At 32.2% G+C, this 15,136-nt stretch carries 14 protein-coding genes and 1 pseudogene; 13 read left to right on the forward strand and 2 right to left on the reverse strand.

Features of this window, described 5'->3' with window-relative positions:
- The first annotated feature begins 11 nt into the window (after nucleotides 1–11).
- A complete protein-coding gene (locus tag Ctaglu_RS00390) occupies nucleotides 12–956 on the forward strand; it encodes a siderophore ABC transporter substrate-binding protein (protein WP_124996935.1) in 945 nt (314 codons plus the stop codon).
- A 120-nt stretch (nucleotides 957–1,076) separates the two neighbouring features.
- Here the strand turns inward: Ctaglu_RS00390 and Ctaglu_RS26430 are convergent.
- Nucleotides 1,077–1,686 (reverse strand): annotated as a pseudogene (locus Ctaglu_RS26430) (serine hydrolase domain-containing protein).
- Nucleotides 1,687–2,081: 395 nt separating this feature from the next.
- On the opposite strand from Ctaglu_RS26430, the gene Ctaglu_RS00405 reads away from it, so the two are divergent.
- The 6 genes from Ctaglu_RS00405 to Ctaglu_RS00430 all read left to right on the forward strand — a co-directional run bounded on the left by Ctaglu_RS00405 (nucleotide 2,082) and on the right by Ctaglu_RS00430 (nucleotide 9,255).
- On the forward strand, nucleotides 2,082–2,924 hold the full coding sequence (locus tag Ctaglu_RS00405) for a CPBP family intramembrane glutamic endopeptidase (RefSeq protein WP_124996939.1): 843 nt from the start codon (nucleotides 2,082–2,084) through the stop codon (nucleotides 2,922–2,924).
- A gap of 421 nt (nucleotides 2,925–3,345) precedes the next feature.
- Nucleotides 3,346–4,698 carry a hydroxymethylglutaryl-CoA lyase-like TIM-barrel protein gene (locus Ctaglu_RS00410; protein WP_124997350.1) on the forward strand — a complete coding sequence of 451 codons (1,353 nt, stop codon included), beginning with the start codon at nucleotides 3,346–3,348 and terminating at the stop codon, nucleotides 4,696–4,698.
- 53 nt (nucleotides 4,699–4,751) lie between these two features.
- A complete protein-coding gene (locus Ctaglu_RS00415) occupies nucleotides 4,752–6,686 on the forward strand; it encodes an aconitate hydratase (RefSeq protein WP_124996941.1) in 1,935 nt (644 codons plus the stop codon).
- A gap of 4 nt (nucleotides 6,687–6,690) precedes the next feature.
- Nucleotides 6,691–7,695, forward strand: a complete 1,005-nt coding sequence (locus Ctaglu_RS00420) for an isocitrate/isopropylmalate dehydrogenase family protein (protein ID WP_124996943.1) — start codon at nucleotides 6,691–6,693, stop codon at nucleotides 7,693–7,695.
- 220 nt (nucleotides 7,696–7,915) lie between these two features.
- Nucleotides 7,916–8,596, forward strand: a complete 681-nt coding sequence (locus tag Ctaglu_RS00425) for a pseudouridine synthase (protein ID WP_124996945.1) — start codon at nucleotides 7,916–7,918, stop codon at nucleotides 8,594–8,596.
- Between the two features lie 113 nt (nucleotides 8,597–8,709).
- On the forward strand, nucleotides 8,710–9,255 hold the full coding sequence (locus Ctaglu_RS00430) for an NADH peroxidase (protein WP_124996947.1): 546 nt from the start codon (nucleotides 8,710–8,712) through the stop codon (nucleotides 9,253–9,255).
- A gap of 77 nt (nucleotides 9,256–9,332) precedes the next feature.
- On the opposite strand, the gene Ctaglu_RS00435 is transcribed toward Ctaglu_RS00430, so the two are convergent.
- Complete coding sequence (locus tag Ctaglu_RS00435) at nucleotides 9,333–9,653, reverse strand: DUF1540 domain-containing protein (protein ID WP_124996949.1); 321 nt, start codon at nucleotides 9,651–9,653, stop codon at nucleotides 9,333–9,335.
- 254 nt (nucleotides 9,654–9,907) lie between these two features.
- Between Ctaglu_RS00435 and Ctaglu_RS00440 the strand changes: the two genes are divergently transcribed.
- The 6 genes from Ctaglu_RS00440 to Ctaglu_RS00465 all read left to right on the forward strand — a co-directional run bounded on the left by Ctaglu_RS00440 (nucleotide 9,908) and on the right by Ctaglu_RS00465 (nucleotide 14,721).
- Complete coding sequence (locus Ctaglu_RS00440; RefSeq protein ID WP_124996951.1) at nucleotides 9,908–10,768, forward strand: sensor histidine kinase; 861 nt, start codon at nucleotides 9,908–9,910, stop codon at nucleotides 10,766–10,768.
- Between the two features lie 134 nt (nucleotides 10,769–10,902).
- Nucleotides 10,903–11,421, forward strand: coding sequence for an NfeD family protein (locus tag Ctaglu_RS00445; RefSeq protein WP_124996953.1), 519 nt, complete (start codon nucleotides 10,903–10,905; stop codon nucleotides 11,419–11,421).
- Between the two features lie 55 nt (nucleotides 11,422–11,476).
- Nucleotides 11,477–12,469 carry a flotillin-like protein FloA gene (floA, locus tag Ctaglu_RS00450; RefSeq protein WP_124996955.1) on the forward strand — a complete coding sequence of 331 codons (993 nt, stop codon included), beginning with the start codon at nucleotides 11,477–11,479 and terminating at the stop codon, nucleotides 12,467–12,469.
- A 5-nt stretch (nucleotides 12,470–12,474) separates the two neighbouring features.
- Entirely contained in the window at nucleotides 12,475–12,729 is a 255-nt protein-coding gene (locus Ctaglu_RS00455; RefSeq protein WP_124996957.1) for a hypothetical protein, read from the forward strand.
- Nucleotides 12,730–12,735: 6 nt separating this feature from the next.
- The gene (locus Ctaglu_RS00460; RefSeq protein WP_124996959.1) at nucleotides 12,736–13,479 is read left to right on the forward strand and encodes a LytR/AlgR family response regulator transcription factor; all 744 of its coding nucleotides are present in this window, start codon (nucleotides 12,736–12,738) and stop codon (nucleotides 13,477–13,479) included.
- Between the two features lie 231 nt (nucleotides 13,480–13,710).
- Nucleotides 13,711–14,721, forward strand: coding sequence for a phosphodiester glycosidase family protein (locus tag Ctaglu_RS00465; protein WP_124996962.1), 1,011 nt, complete (start codon nucleotides 13,711–13,713; stop codon nucleotides 14,719–14,721).
- The last annotated feature ends 415 nt before the right edge of the window (nucleotides 14,722–15,136 follow it).

Here is a 15,136-nt window from a genome sequence, read left to right on the forward strand (position 1 = left end):
GAGTGTTAGTAATGAAAAAAAAGATAGTTTTAAGGCTAGGGTTAACAATGTTATTTATGATAGGAGCTGTGGGGTGCAGTAATGCTGGTGTAAGTAGTGATAAAAAAGAAGATAAAGCAATTGAAATTAAGGTTAAGCATAAGCTTGGAGAAACCTCAGTAAAGAAAACTCCTAAAAATGTAGTTGTGTTTGATTATGGAGTATTAGATTCTTTAGACAAGATGGGAGTTGAGGTTAAAGCATTACCGAAGTCTAATGTACCAACATACCTTAGTAAGTTTAAGGATGATAAATATACAGATGTGGGGACGCTGCAAGAACCAAATTTTGAAAAGATAAGTGAACTTAAACCAGACCTTATAGTAATAGGCGGTAGACAAGCTAAAAAATATGAGGAGTTTAAGAAAATAGCACCAACAGTTTATATGGATACAGATGATAAAGATTATATTGGGTCTTTCAAAACTAATATGAAGAGCTTAGCAAATATTTTTGATAAGAATGATTTTGTAGATAAAGAGTTGAAAAAAATAGACGACAATATAAAATTTTTAAATGAAAAGTCTAAAAAAGATGGCAAAAATTCTTTAGTTATTATGGCAAGTGATGGTTCACTTAGTGCTTATGGTGAAGCTTCCAGATTTGGTATGTTGCACAAAGAATTTGGTTTTCAAGCCGTGGATAAGAATATAGAATCATCTGGTCATGGTCAGAAGATTTCCTTTGAATATATAGTAGAAAAAAATCCAGAATACCTATTTGTAATAGATAGAGGCGCAATTGTAGGTGGGAAGACTTCAGCAAAGCAATTTCTAGAAAATGATTTAATAAAGTCAACAAAGGCATACAAAAACAAAAATATAGTTTATCTAACTCCAGATGTATGGTACCTTTCATCAGGCGGGTTTGATTCAACTAATAAGATGATTGAGCAAGCAGGAAGTGTTCTAAAGTAGCATAGACTTAATATAGTAATAATATATAGCATTTTATAAAAGGTGACTTACAAAGTCACCTTTTTCTATACTTAAATCTGTAGTTTAGTACATTATAAGTGCTGCTGTCTTAATAAATTATCAGGTATGAATGGGACGCCTTTCTTTCCCATCAATTCCATATCCCTTTGAGACAATGGGAGCAAGGGTTGAACCCTGTTTAAAAGTTGAATTACGCATCCTAAGAGGTTTAAATATATTCTCCTGTACACTTTCGTAATATGGTTTCCCATAAATCCTTTCTATTATATAACCTGCTAGGGAAATTCCATAATTGGAATAAGTAGCAACCTCTCCAGGTTTAAAAACTTGATTAGGTTTATATTTTCTAAGAACCTCCTTTAATGGCTTGGATTTTTCATCTGTTGCTATAAACAAACCTGTATTCATTGTTTCAAAACCAGCTGTGTGTGTGCAGATTTTGCATAGTAATTGGGTATTTAAATTTTGGAAAATCCTGCTCAAGATATTTTGTTATAGGTGCATTCATATCAAGTTTGCAGCTCTGAACTAACTGCATTGCTGATAGAGCAACAAAAGTTTTCGATACAGAGCCAATTCTAAAGGCTTTATTCTCTTCATTTGCTAAAATTCCATTTTCCTCATCTGCATAACCATACCCGTGGCAAAGAACATTTTTATCGTCTTTTATTATTGAAACAACTGCCCCCTTTATAGTTTTTTGTTTAATAAATTAGTTACCTCAGTTTCAACGAGACTCTTTATTTCTTTGCCAGTATTTTTTACATGTGACTCTGCATGAACCGTATTTTGTAAACCAAATAACATGCAAAATAATACAAATAAGACATTTATAATTCTTAACTTATTTGTTAATATTTTTTCGTTAAATAACTCATCCCTTCAACATATATTTAAATGAAATCTAATTTAAATATACAGCAAGGATTTTATTATGAATTAACTTATTTCTTACGATTTTATAACGGATTTTTTAATTTACAAATATAGTGCGTAATTTTCAGAAGCTGCCGTGGAGTAAATTAACGACATTTCAACAAATATATAGTATACTTAAATTAGTTTGGGGTTTAAAGAATACAATAATTTAGAGGGCGTGATATTATGAAATTTTTAAGAAATATAGAAAATCAAGCTATAACTATTAAACAAATGAGCATAATTAAAGCCTTTCTCGTAATGCTGCTAGCATTATTATTGGAATCATTAGGACAAATACCTATAGGAATTTTAAATTTATTTTTTAAACAGTATACAAATATAGCACCATATATAAGTTTTGCTGCAGGAGTATTAGTTTACTATTTTACTATAATTCTTTTATTAAAGTGGTATAGTAAAGATTCATGTGAACAACCCCGTAAAAAGAGTTTAAATATAAAGAACTTTATCTATGTGGCTTTAACCATTATAGCCTTTCGTTTAGCATATGATAATAGCTTAATTTACTTGATTGATAAGATACCTATGCCTGATTTTATAAATCAAGCATTTGAGGAATTGGCGATTTCACCTATTATATTGATACTTAGTGTTGCTGTTATAGCACCTATATACGAGGAAGTTATTTTTAGAGGAATATTGCTAAAGGGTATGGCAAATAAAATAAATCCAACAGTAGCACTTGTAGTATCGGCATTATTTTTCGCACTAATGCATGGAAATATTCCACAGGGCATAAATGCATTTTTGATAGGATTAATTATTGGAGCTATATATCTAAATACAGGTTCAATATATTTGTGTATATTCTCACATTTTATAAATAATTTTGTGGTAATTACAATTTCAGGAGCCTTCCAATCAATAGACAGTAAGTATGCCATATTAATTCATGGGACAGCTTTCATTGTAGGAATTTCCATTTTAATTGCTGCCTATGGATGGTACATGCGAAATAAACCAGGAGATGTGTTAGCCATACACAAAGAATATATAGAAGTATAATAGTAAATTACAAAACAAGTCTTGCATTATAATTATATTTATAATGCAGGACTTGTTTATTTTATTGGTATTTTATATGGAATGCTTGTTTTAGATTATCATAATTATTGTTTTTAAAACCACATAATTATAATTTTAGATCAAAGGAATATATTGTTATGGATGGAAAATTACTTGAAGGTTTAGCTTCTAAGAGAGTTATTATTAAAAAAAATGACGGATTAACCATATGACATTGCATAATAACTTTACAAAACTGTCTTTTGACTATATAATAATCATTAAATTGAAATTTTAATAACCATACAATTCATAAAAGTTATAATTATATATAGTAGTTAAAAAGAAAAACAATTATCAAGGAGGATAACAAATGAATAAGCTGAAAATAACAAATTATAATGATGCGCGTAGGATGGGAATGATAAATTTACAGGCGAAGCATGAACAGCAGCCTATGTTATTCAAAGATATATTCCCATACTCGGAAATTCCAAAGGTGGTTTTTGGAAGTGAGCAGATTCCAATGTTTATACCTGAAGATATTTGGATTACAGATACTACATTTAGAGATGGACAGCAGGCTATGGACACCTACACTGAGGAACAAATCATTACAATATTTGACTATTTACATAAACTTGATAATAACTCTGGTATAATTAGACAAACTGAATTTTTTTTATACACTGAAAAGGATAGAAATGCTGCTAGGAAGTGTTTAGAGCGAGGATATAAATTTCCAGAGGTAACTTCTTGGATAAGAGCTAATAAGGAAGATTTTAAACTGGTAAAAGATATGGGACTTAAGGAAACGGGAATGCTTATGTCTTGTTCTGATTATCATATATTTAAAAAGTTAAATAAAACAAGAGAGCAGGCAATGGATTTGTATCTTTCACTTGTGGAAGAAGCCTTAGCAAATGGTATAGTTCCAAGATGTCATCTTGAAGATATAACTAGAGCTGATTTCTTTGGATTTGTAGTGCCCTTTGCACAAAAACTTATGGAGCTTTCTAAAAAATCTGGAATTAAGATAAAAATTAGGGCCTGTGATACATTAGGACTTGGATTACCTTATTCAGGAACACAGCTACCAAGAAGTGTTCAACATATCATACATGGATTAAGAGTTTATGCCGGGGTTCCTTCGGAATATCTTGAGTGGCATGGACATAATGACTTTTATAATGTAGTACCAAATGCTACTACAGCATGGCTTCATGGATGCTCAGCCATAAATACTTCGCTTTTTGGTATTGGGGAGAGAACAGGTAACTGCCCACTCGAAGCTATGGTTATAGAATACGGTCAAATAAAAGGAACTGTAAAGGATATGAATCTAAAGCTTATAACTGAAATTGGACAATACTTTGAAGGGGAATTTAAATATAGTATTCCACCTAGAACACCATTTGTAGGCAGTGAATTCAATGTTACTAGAGCGGGTATACATGCGGATGGAATATTAAAAGATGAAGAGATATATAATATTTTTGATACTGAAAAAATATTAGGTAGGCCAATTGTTGTGTCAGTTAATGAACATTCAGGACATGCAGGCATAGCAGCTTGGGTTAATACTTATTTTAGATTAGTGGAAGAAGACAAGATAGGTAAAAAAGATGAAAGAATTAATATTATAAAAGAATGGGTAAATAAGCAATATGAGACTGGTAGAAACACTGTAATGAAAAATGAGGAGCTGGAGTCAATTGTAAAAGATGTCATTCCAGAGCTAAGCATAAAAAAACAAAACACTAAGGCCTGTTAAAACTGGTTAGATATTTTAAGCTTAAATTATATAAGAATAAATGGAGGGATATCATGGCATATACTGTTGCACAAAAGATAATTAAGGCTCATTTAGTTAAGGGCGAGATGATAACGGGTCTTGAGATTGCAATTAAAATAGATCAAACATTAACTCAAGATTCTACAGGTACAATGGCTTATCTTCAATTTGAAGCTATGGGAATCAATAAAGTACAAACTAAGAAATCTGTTGCTTATATAGACCATAACATTTTACAAACTGGCCCGGAAAATGCAGATGATCATTTGTATATACAGACTGTTGCCAAAAAACATGGCATATATTTTTCTAAACCGGGAAATGGTATTTGTCATCAAGTTCACTTAGAAAGATTCGGAGTTCCAGGTGGAACACTACTTGGGTCTGATAGCCATACGCCTACAGGCGGGGGCATAGGAATGATTGCTATAGGGGCAGGAGGACTAGATGTAGCCGTTGCTATGGGTGGTGGAGAATACTATATAACAATGCCTAAAATTGTAAAGGTAGAGTTACTAGGAAAACTTAGTCCTTGGGTTTCAGCTAAAGATATTATATTAGAATTGTTAAGACGATTAACAGTTAAGGGTGGAGTTAATAGAATATTTGAATATGCAGGGGAAGGAATTAAAACTCTAAGTGTACCAGAAAGAGCAACTATTACAAACATGGGTGCAGAGCTTGGAGCCACAACTTCAATCTTCCCTAGTGATGAGATAACCTATGAATTTTTAAGTGCACAAAATAGAGAAACTGATTTTGTAGAGCTTAAGGCAGATGCGGGTGCAGTATATGATGAGACGATCCAAATAGATTTGTGCACAATCCAGCCTCTTGCTGCTTGTCCTCATAGTCCTGATAAGGTAGTTCTTGTATCATCATTAAAAGATATAAAGGTAGATCAGGTATTAATAGGAAGTTGCACTAATTCATCCTATGTTGATATGATGAAAGTGTCCAAAATACTTAAAGGAAAAAATATACCTGAAGAAGTATCACTTTCTATTGCACCAGGTTCTAAACAGGTTTTAAGTATGCTTTCTAAAAATGGTGGACTTTCTGATATGATAGATGCTGGTGCAAGAATTTTAGAAAGTGCCTGTGGTCCATGTATAGGAATGGGTCAAGCACCTTCAACAGATGCAGTATCACTAAGAACCTTTAATAGAAACTTTAAAGGTAGATCTGGAACGGTGTCAGCTAATGTTTATATTGTGAGCCCAGAAGTGGCTGTTGCATCAGCACTTACAGGGTATATAACAGATCCAAGGGAGATTGGAATAGCTATTAAAGTGGATATGCCAGAAAAATTCACAATTAACGATAATTTAATAATAAGTCCAGCAGAAGATGGCACCGATATAGAAATAAAAAGAGGTCCTAATATAAAACCATTTCCTAAAGCAGAAAAATTAAAAGAAAATGTGGGCGGGAAAGTTTTAACTAAATTACAGGATAACATTACAACGGATGATATAATGCCATCCAATGCTAAACTACTTCCCTTTAGGTCCAATATTCCGTACCTTGCAGAATTTTGTTTAACTCCCTGTGATGAGAATTTCCCAGCTGTGGCTAAAGAAAACGGCGGTGGAATTATAATTGCAGGAACAAATTATGGTCAAGGCTCCAGCCGTGAACATGCAGCACTGGCACCTCTTTATTTAGGTATTAAGGCTGTTATAGCAAAATCTTTCGCAAGAATTCATAAGGCTAATCTAATTAATAATGCTATAATCCCCTTAGTATTTGAGAATACTCATGACTATGAAGATATAGATGTTATGGATGAATTAATTATTGAAGATGCTGCGGAGCAGATTAAAAGAGATGTTGTTATTGTACGTAATATAACAAAAGGAGTTAAGTATAAAACTCTACCAGAAGTAACGCAAAGGGAAAAAGAAATGCTTATCTATGGTGGCTTAATAAATCTTATGAAAAATAAGAAAAAGGATGGAGAGTAGACGTATGGAGTATAATATTACACTTATACCTGGTGATGGAATTGGCCCAGAAGTAACCTCGGCTGCGGTTAAAGTAATAGAAAATAGTGGAGTTCGCATCAATTGGGAAATAGTACGCATGGGTGCTGCGGTCATAGAGGAATTTAACACTCCTATACCTGCTTACGTTTTAGAAAGTATTAAAAAAAATAAAGTTGCACTTAAAGGACCTGTAACAACACCAGTTGGTATGGGGTTTAAAAGTGTTAATGTTACATTAAGACAGGAATTAAATCTTTATGCGAACATAAGACCTATAAAGACATTTGAAGGGGTTACCTCAAGGTATGAAGATGTAGATTTAATAATAGTAAGAGAAAATAGTGAAGATTTATATGCAGGAATAGAGCATATGATTACAGAGGATATTGCAGAGAGCATAAAGATAATAAGCAAGAAAGCTAGTGATAGAATAGTAGAATATGCTTTTAAATTGGCAAAAGAGCAAAATAGAAGTGAAGTAATAGCTGTTCATAAAGCAAATATTATGAAACTTTCCGATGGATTATTCTTAAAATGCGCAAGAAATATAGCAGAAAAGCACAAAGAAATAGCCTTTGGAGATGTTATAGTAGATGCTATGAGCATGAAGCTCGTAATGAATCCAGAAAAATACGATGTACTTGTAATGCCTAATTTATACGGAGATATTCTATCAGATATGGCAGCAGGTCTAATTGGAGGACTTGGACTAGTTCCAGGTGCAAATATTGGAGAAGAAGGGGCAGTTTTTGAGCCAGCTCATGGATCTGCACCAGATATAGCAGGTTTAAATATAGCTAATCCTACTGCCTGCATTTTATCTGGAGTTATGATGCTAAGATATATTGGAGAAGCAGAAGCGGCAGATAAAATAGAGAAAGCTGTAGAAGCTGTTTTAAAAGAGGGAAAATATTTAACCTGTGATTTAGGTGGTACTACTGGAACCCAGGAGTTTGCGGAAGTTGTTATTGAAAAAATGGCAAAATAAATATATATTAACTCAATAGTTATAAAAAAAGGTATGATAATAGATTTTATCATACCTTTTTGGGTGCTATTTTAAAGAAGATTTTAGATCTTTCAGTCTCCCTTATTTATATAATGCTTTGAGTGTAAACTTTTTTTATTTATATCTAAGTTTAAAGGGATATATATTTGTTATAATGAAAGTAATATATTGGAGTAAGTGAAAGGATAAATAATTTAAAATGAGAATAAATAAACTTCTTAGCAATCATGGTATTTGTTCCAGGACAGATGCTAATAGACTTATCGCGGAAAATAGAATAATAGTAAATGGGAAGCTTGCAACGCCAGGTCAGTGGGTGGAAGAAGAGGACATTATTATTATTGATAATGAGCCTATTCCAGTGAAAGATAAAATATATATTGCACTAAATAAACCAGTGGGAATTACCTGTACTGCAGAAAAGGCAGTGCAAAGCAATATAATTGATTTTATCAATTATCCAGAATATATATTCCCGGTTGGTAGACTGGACAAAGCATCTCAGGGGTTAATATTAATGACCAATGATGGAGACCTAGCAAATAAAATCTTAGAATCGGAAAATGAACATGAGAAAGAATATATAGTAAGGGTGAATAAGCCTTTTGATGACCTTTTTATTAAAGGAATGTCTGAAGGCGTGGAAATTTGTAGTGTTATCACAAGACCTTGCAAGATTAGCAGAGTAAGCAGTGATACTTTTAGAATTATTTTAACTCAGGGACTAAATAAACAAATTCGTAGAATGAGTAGTGCTTTTGGATACAAAGTTGTGAGATTAGAAAGAATTCGAATTATGGATATAAAGATTGAAGGAATAGATAATGGCAATTGGCGTTACCTAACAGATAAAGAGGTAATAGAATTAAAAAATGGATAAAAGTAATAAGTTATTTTTGCTTTTGTTAAATGAAATTTTTATAATCCTTGACTAAAATATATATAAAAGAAAGATACTATATTGAATAATTATATCGTTTAGGAGGATTATAGATGAAAAGATTTGTTTGTACTATATGTGGATATATCCATGAAGGGGATGCGCCACCAACCCTATGCCCAATTTGTAAGGCTGATTCTAGTAAATTTAATGAGGTAAAAGATGACTTAACCTGGGCAGATGAGCATAGAATTGGTGTGGCAACAGATGTTGATAGTGAGATCATAAGTGATCTAAGAGCCAATTTCATAGCTGAATGCACAGAAGTAGGTATGTATCTTGCTATGTCAAGGCAGGCGGATAGAGAAGGATTTCCAGAGGTTGCAGAGGCTTATAAAAGGATTGCTTATGAAGAAGCAGAGCATGCAGCTAAGTTTGCAGAGATGTTAGGGGAAGTTGTAAAACCCAGTACTAAAGAAAATTTAAAGGCGCGAGTTGAGGCCGAGTATGGTGCCTGTGCTGGAAAGAAAAAACTTGCAGCTCTTGCAAAAGAAAAAAATCTTGATGCTATTCATGATACAGTACATGAAATGTGCAAAGATGAAGCAAGGCATGGAAGAGCTTTTAAAGGGCTGTTGGAAAGATATTTCGATAAATAAAGATAAAGGATTCCTTTGCGGAGCTACAGTTGTAGCCATACTAAGGAACCCTTTATTTTTTTGTAAAAATTATTGTCTTATTCCCTTTTAAAAGTTGAACAATTAGTTTCTAAATATAGATTTACATTATTTCCACTGACATCTATAGACTTAGCATTGCAGAGATCATTAGAGTTATAGGTGCAGGTACCTACATTACAGGTAATTGCGCTACACTGGTTACCATTTTCATTAATATTATTTGTAAGATCGCTATAGATTTTTGAATCTAAAAAAGAAGCACAGCTAGTGTCGCAATCTTTTTTAGCACTTTTTCCACCAACATTAATTATGTTAGCAAAACAGGTATTTTCATCATTATGAGAGCAATTTGAAACGCTACAATTAATTCTTGCCATTACATCTCCTCCTTAGGCATCCTGAAAAAATAACAAGTTAGGTTGCTAGTCTTTTTTTTCAGATTCCACAATATATCTACTAAGAAGTTTAACCAAAAATAAAAGAAAATATTTATATTAAAGATTTTATTATTACTTAAAAAAATAGAGTTGTAGTTAATGGTATTTATACTGTCTCTAAATAATAAACATTCCCTTATGGTAATTTTTTTGATAAACTAGGAAGTGTAAAATATAGGAGGGACTAGAAAAATATGCAGAAAAAATTAAATATTAATAAAACTATAATTACAGTAATTGTTTTAAATATAATTCAAATTATGACCATTTTAGGTGTGGTATTATACAATTATTTCAATGAAAATCTTATGAACTTTCAAGAAAAGTTTAATAACGGCGAATTGATTATATATGTATTAATAATTCTCGGGGTTATTAACAGTTTTTTTGTTATTAAAGATATTAGTTCTTTAAATGAACATAACATTGAGTACAGTATGTTAAAGGATACTTTGGGACAGTTAGAAAACTTAAATAAAACCCTTAGAGGTCAAAGGCATGATTTTATGAATCATTTACAGGTAGTATATAGTTTGATGGAAATGGAAGAATACGCTGAAGCCACAGGATATATTGAAAAGGTATTTACAGATATTCAAAGGATAAACAAGGTATTAAAAACCTCAAAGCCTGCAGTAAATGCACTGCTTCAAGCAAAAATAGACTATGGAGAAAAAAGAGGAATTAAAACAGAAATTTTAGTAACCTCTTCACTAGAAGATTTATTGGTGCCAGCCTGGGAATTTTGTAGAGTTCTTGGTAATATTATTGATAATGCTATTTATGCACTTCAAGAGAAAGGTGAAAATAAAATTATTAAAATCGAGCTATTTGAAGATTTAAAGACCTACAGATTTAGGATTAAAAACAATGGTCCTAAGATTTGCCAGGAATGGATTAATAGAATTTTTGACGCTGGAGTTACTACAAAGGGAGAAAAAGGAGAGGGAATGGGATTATCTATTGTAAAAGATATTCTCATAAAATATGAGGGTGATATTGAAATATTTAGTGATAATGAGGTTACTATTTTTGAAGGGTGGGTTCCAAGATAAAAAGTATAACACTGTAAATATGACATTTTAGACAAACGTATGTATTCTTTAGCAATTATCTATTCTTTTTAAAACATAGAAAATGTATAGTAGTGTCATAAGGAAAATATATAAATTTTTAAGGGGGTGGTTATATGGAATTAACAAGTTTTTTATCCAATATAAGTGCTGTTGCTATTATGTGTTTTGCATTTGGGTTTATATTTGTGATTATAGAGATGTTTCACCCAGGGTTTGGGATACCGGGAGTTTTAGGGGCAATACTTCTTATTGCAGGGGTAGTATTTACTGCAAATAGTGTTATCGAGGTATTGGTACTTCTGGGCATTATAATTGCAATACTGGGGGTAATGCTTAATTTCGTTTTGAAATCTGTAACAAAGGGACGTCTTTCAAAAACTCTTATATTGCATGAAACACAAAACAAGGAAGATGGATACATCGGAGCAGAGGATTTGGAATACTTTGTAGGCCAAGAAGGAGTTACATTAACAGTTTTAAGGCCATCAGGTATTGCAGAGGTAAATGGAATAAAAATGGATGTAGTTTCAGAAGGGGCATTTATTACTGAGAACACAAAGGTGAAAATTATAAAAGTAGAAGGCCGAAGGATTGTTGTAAGAGTAATTACTGAAAGTAAAAGTACTCATTAAAAGTAAATAATGATATATTAATTAGTATTGTTTAAAAATAGAAGGGGGTAACATTATGGATAGTAATATTGCTATAGTTATTATTATAGGAGTTATAGCGTGTTTTGTAGCTTTGTTTTTAAGTTTTGTTCCAGTAGGATTATGGATTTCAGCTCTAGCTGCAAATGTAAAGGTTAGTTTTTCAACTTTGATAGGTATGAGACTCAGAAGGGTTTCACCTAAGAAGATTGTGCTACCATTAATAAAAGCAACAAAGGGTGGAGTCGAAGTAAGCGTAAATCAATTAGAAGCTCACTATTTAGCTGGAGGTAATGTGGAAGCAGTAGTAAATGCACTTATTGCATCTCATAGAGCCAGTTTGGATTTGTCTTTTGAAAGAGCAGCAGCTATTGATCTTGCAGGTAGAGATGTACTTGAAGCAGTAAAAATGAGTGTAACACCAAGAGTTATTGAAACACCAAATGTTTCTGGAGTTGCAAAGGATGGAATTGAACTTTTAGCAAAGGCAAGAGTGACAGTAAGAGCTAATTTAAATAGATTAATAGGTGGAGCGGGAGAGGCAACAGTGCTTGCTAGGGTTGCGGAAGGCATAGTAGCTACAGTTGGTACTGCAAATTCTCACAAGGAGGTTTTAGAAAATCCAGATGCCATATCTAAAACAGTTCTTGCCAAAGGGCTAGATGCAGGTACTGCTTATGAAATATTATCTATTGATATTGCAGATATAGATGTTGGAAGAAATATCGGTGCCCAACTTCAGACACTTCAAGCTGAGGCTGATAAAAATATTGCTCAAGCAAAAGCGGAAGAAAGAAGAGCTATGGCAGTAGCAAAAGAGCAAGAAATGAGAGCGGCAGTAGTAGAAGCCGAGGCGGAAATCCCAAGAGCTTTAGCGGAAGCATTAAGATCAGGAAAACTGGGAGTTTTAGATTATTATGATATGCAAAATGTGATATCAGATACAAATATGAGAGAATCTATTTCAAAGGGTAGTAAAAATAAAAAGCAAGAAAATATGAATACTGCACCTAAGAATATCGAGGAGTAGAAGCTATGTTTAAATCTATAAACAATGGAGAACCAATAGAAATGGACGCAGAAGAGACTAGAGAATCACTATCAATGGAATATGAGAATTATACTAACCTAACTACGACTAAAAATGAAAGTCCAGAAGTAGCCCAGGTGGAAGTAGAAAAAGAAGAAATATCATATTTAGATTTAGATTTCAAAGAAGAAAACATTGTGAAAGCAATGGTGTATTCTGAAATATTTGGTAAACCAAAGTCGAAGAGAAGGAAACGGTGATTACTGTTGGAATTTAAAGTGTTAATAGGAGACGATGAAGAGGGAATGAGAATGGTCCTTAGAAAGGCCATTGAAAAGGTAGAAGGATTTAAATTGATAGGTGAGGCAGCTGATGGTGAGGCTGTCCTCACCTTTGTTGAAGAATCAAAACCACAAGTTGTATTTCTAGATGTGGAAATGCCAAAACTTAACGGAATAGAATGCGCAAAACGAATAATAGATGTAAACCCTAAAACCATAATAGTTTTCGCTACTGCACATGCTACCTATATGACAGACGCTTTTCAACTTTATGCTTTTGATTACCTTGTAAAACCTTTTAAATTAGATAGGGTTTACCAAACTTTAAACCGTATTAAAACACTAAATGGTGAGGAAGATAAGGCGGTAATGCACAAAATAATCCGACATGAAAATGGTCTAAATAAAATACTAATTAAAAATAAAGAAGGTATAAGTTTTGTAGATACAAAAGATATTGTTATTATTCAGAGAGAGGATAGAAATACGGTTATTTATACTGTAGATAATAGTTATATCACTTCTGAGGCATTAAGTGAATTAGAAGAAAGACTAGATAAAAATCAATTTTTTCGAAGTCATAAATCTTATATTATAAATCTTTCTATGATTTATAAAATTTATCCTTATGGTAGATGGACTTATGTGATAAAACTAAAAAATACTGATAAAGATGCTCTTCTTACCCACTTGCGGTACGAGGTTCTAAAAGACATATTTAGCTTATAGTGAAAAAGCAGCATAGGAAAATACTCCTATGTTGCTTTTATATTATAAAAGAATATTTTTTTCGTAATTTTAAAATAAGTTAGCAACTTTATATATTTGCAATACGTACTATAGTATATAGAAAAACATATTATGGTATTAATAGTGGCGATTTGATAAAATATATTGGATAATTAGTAATTTATACGAATTTCGCACCGGGGGTGTGACTTTGTAAAAGGTGGTTGTTCTATGAAATTCATAAAGAAGAGTTTGATTTTTTTCTTAAGCCTTGCATTGATTATAATTATAAACGTAGCAATGGGTATAAGCTCAATTAGATTTGGAGTGTTTCCAAGAGTACAGAGTTATTTAGTCACAACTGCCATGGTTACTATGAGACATCAATATATAGCAAAAATTGTAGCTAGTGACGCTACTATTAATAAAATAATGGGTGCTAATACAGTGGCAACAATCAGTGAGGATACTAATAAAGACAATATAACAATAATTGATGAGCAGCCAGAGGTGGAGGAGGTTGCAGAGGTAACGAATTTATTTAAAGATAAGGACAAACAAGATGTAAATATAACTAATATAAATAGTGATAAGTTCAAAGGTTATATACTTACTGTTAGTAATCCTAAAAAAATAAAATTAGCTGTAACAAAAGATCTAGGAGAATACGGAACAAACTTAAATGATTTAATTAAGCAGGAAAATGGTATAGCGGGAGTTAATGCTTCAGGATTTGTAGATGTTGATGGAAAGGGTAATGGTGGAGTACCTACAGGCGTAATTATAAAAGATGGGGAAGTATTATATTATGAGAAGGGCTTTAAAACCTATAGTCTTATAGGTTTTGATAAAAATGGCATATTGACTTTAGGAAACTACACTATAAAACAAATGAAAGATTTAAATATACAAGATGGGATATCCTTTGGCCCATTTCTCATAGTAAATAATAAACCTGCAACGATATATGGGGATGGAGGCTGGGGTATTAATCCTAGAACTGCCATTGGTCAAAAGCAAGATGGAACAATTATTTTTGTTGTAATAGATGGAAGGCAATTAAACTCTATAGGTGCTACAATAAAAGAGGTGCAAGATATAATGATAGAAGAGGGTTGTGTTAATGCTGCTAACTTAGATGGTGGTTCATCTTCGGTTATGTACCACCAGGGTAAACTTATAAATAGTCCAAGTAGTAAGTATGGAGAAAGGCCTCTTCCAAGTGCTTGGATAATAAAATAAATAAATATAATTTAAATTCATTTTAAATTAAGTGTTTTTAAACTAATCAATGTGGTATAATAAAAATAATGCAGTAAAAGTAAACGTGCGTATTATAGAGAGAAACTCGAATATTAATTAAAAATCAGGGAAATATTAAAGTTATACGCAACTTTAAATCCCATATAGAAATCTGAAAGAAATAACATGTCAAAAATGTAACTGACTAGTTGTTTTTTTGAAGATTCTTAAATAGAAGAAAGAGGTGTCCTATTATAAATAAGGAAAATAAAAAAGAACAAGCTAAAGTTGAGATTAAATCTAACAAACACCAAACACTAGAAGAAGTTACAATTTTAAAATTAGTTAAAAAAGACGGAACAACTATTGATGGTAAAATAGATACGCAGGATTTAAAAAAGGTATTAGAAAAAGG

Source organism: Clostridium tagluense, assembly GCF_003865095.1.
Classification (GTDB): domain Bacteria; phylum Bacillota; class Clostridia; order Clostridiales; family Clostridiaceae; genus Clostridium_AD; species Clostridium_AD tagluense.

What these genes read in the sequence shown, in the direction of transcription:
- Ctaglu_RS00425 (WP_124996945.1), top strand. Translation starts at nt 7,916, where the DNA reads ATGAGAATAAATAAACTTCTTAGCAATCATGGTATTTGTTCCAGGACA.
- Ctaglu_RS00415 (WP_124996941.1), top strand. Translation starts at nt 4,752, where the DNA reads ATGGCATATACTGTTGCACAAAAGATAATTAAGGCTCATTTAGTTAAG.
- Ctaglu_RS00435 (WP_124996949.1), bottom strand. Translation starts at nt 9,653, where the DNA reads ATGGCAAGAATTAATTGTAGCGTTTCAAATTGCTCTCATAATGATGAA.
- Ctaglu_RS00445 (WP_124996953.1), top strand. Translation starts at nt 10,903, where the DNA reads ATGGAATTAACAAGTTTTTTATCCAATATAAGTGCTGTTGCTATTATG.
- Ctaglu_RS00430 (WP_124996947.1), top strand. Translation starts at nt 8,710, where the DNA reads ATGAAAAGATTTGTTTGTACTATATGTGGATATATCCATGAAGGGGAT.
- Ctaglu_RS00405 (WP_124996939.1), top strand. Translation starts at nt 2,082, where the DNA reads ATGAAATTTTTAAGAAATATAGAAAATCAAGCTATAACTATTAAACAA.
- Ctaglu_RS00390 (WP_124996935.1), top strand. Translation starts at nt 12, where the DNA reads ATGAAAAAAAAGATAGTTTTAAGGCTAGGGTTAACAATGTTATTTATG.
- floA (WP_124996955.1), top strand. Translation starts at nt 11,477, where the DNA reads ATGGATAGTAATATTGCTATAGTTATTATTATAGGAGTTATAGCGTGT.
- Ctaglu_RS00465 (WP_124996962.1), top strand. Translation starts at nt 13,711, where the DNA reads ATGAAATTCATAAAGAAGAGTTTGATTTTTTTCTTAAGCCTTGCATTG.
- Ctaglu_RS00440 (WP_124996951.1), top strand. Translation starts at nt 9,908, where the DNA reads ATGCAGAAAAAATTAAATATTAATAAAACTATAATTACAGTAATTGTT.
- Ctaglu_RS00455 (WP_124996957.1), top strand. Translation starts at nt 12,475, where the DNA reads ATGTTTAAATCTATAAACAATGGAGAACCAATAGAAATGGACGCAGAA.
- Ctaglu_RS00420 (WP_124996943.1), top strand. Translation starts at nt 6,691, where the DNA reads ATGGAGTATAATATTACACTTATACCTGGTGATGGAATTGGCCCAGAA.
- Ctaglu_RS00410 (WP_124997350.1), top strand. Translation starts at nt 3,346, where the DNA reads ATGATAAATTTACAGGCGAAGCATGAACAGCAGCCTATGTTATTCAAA.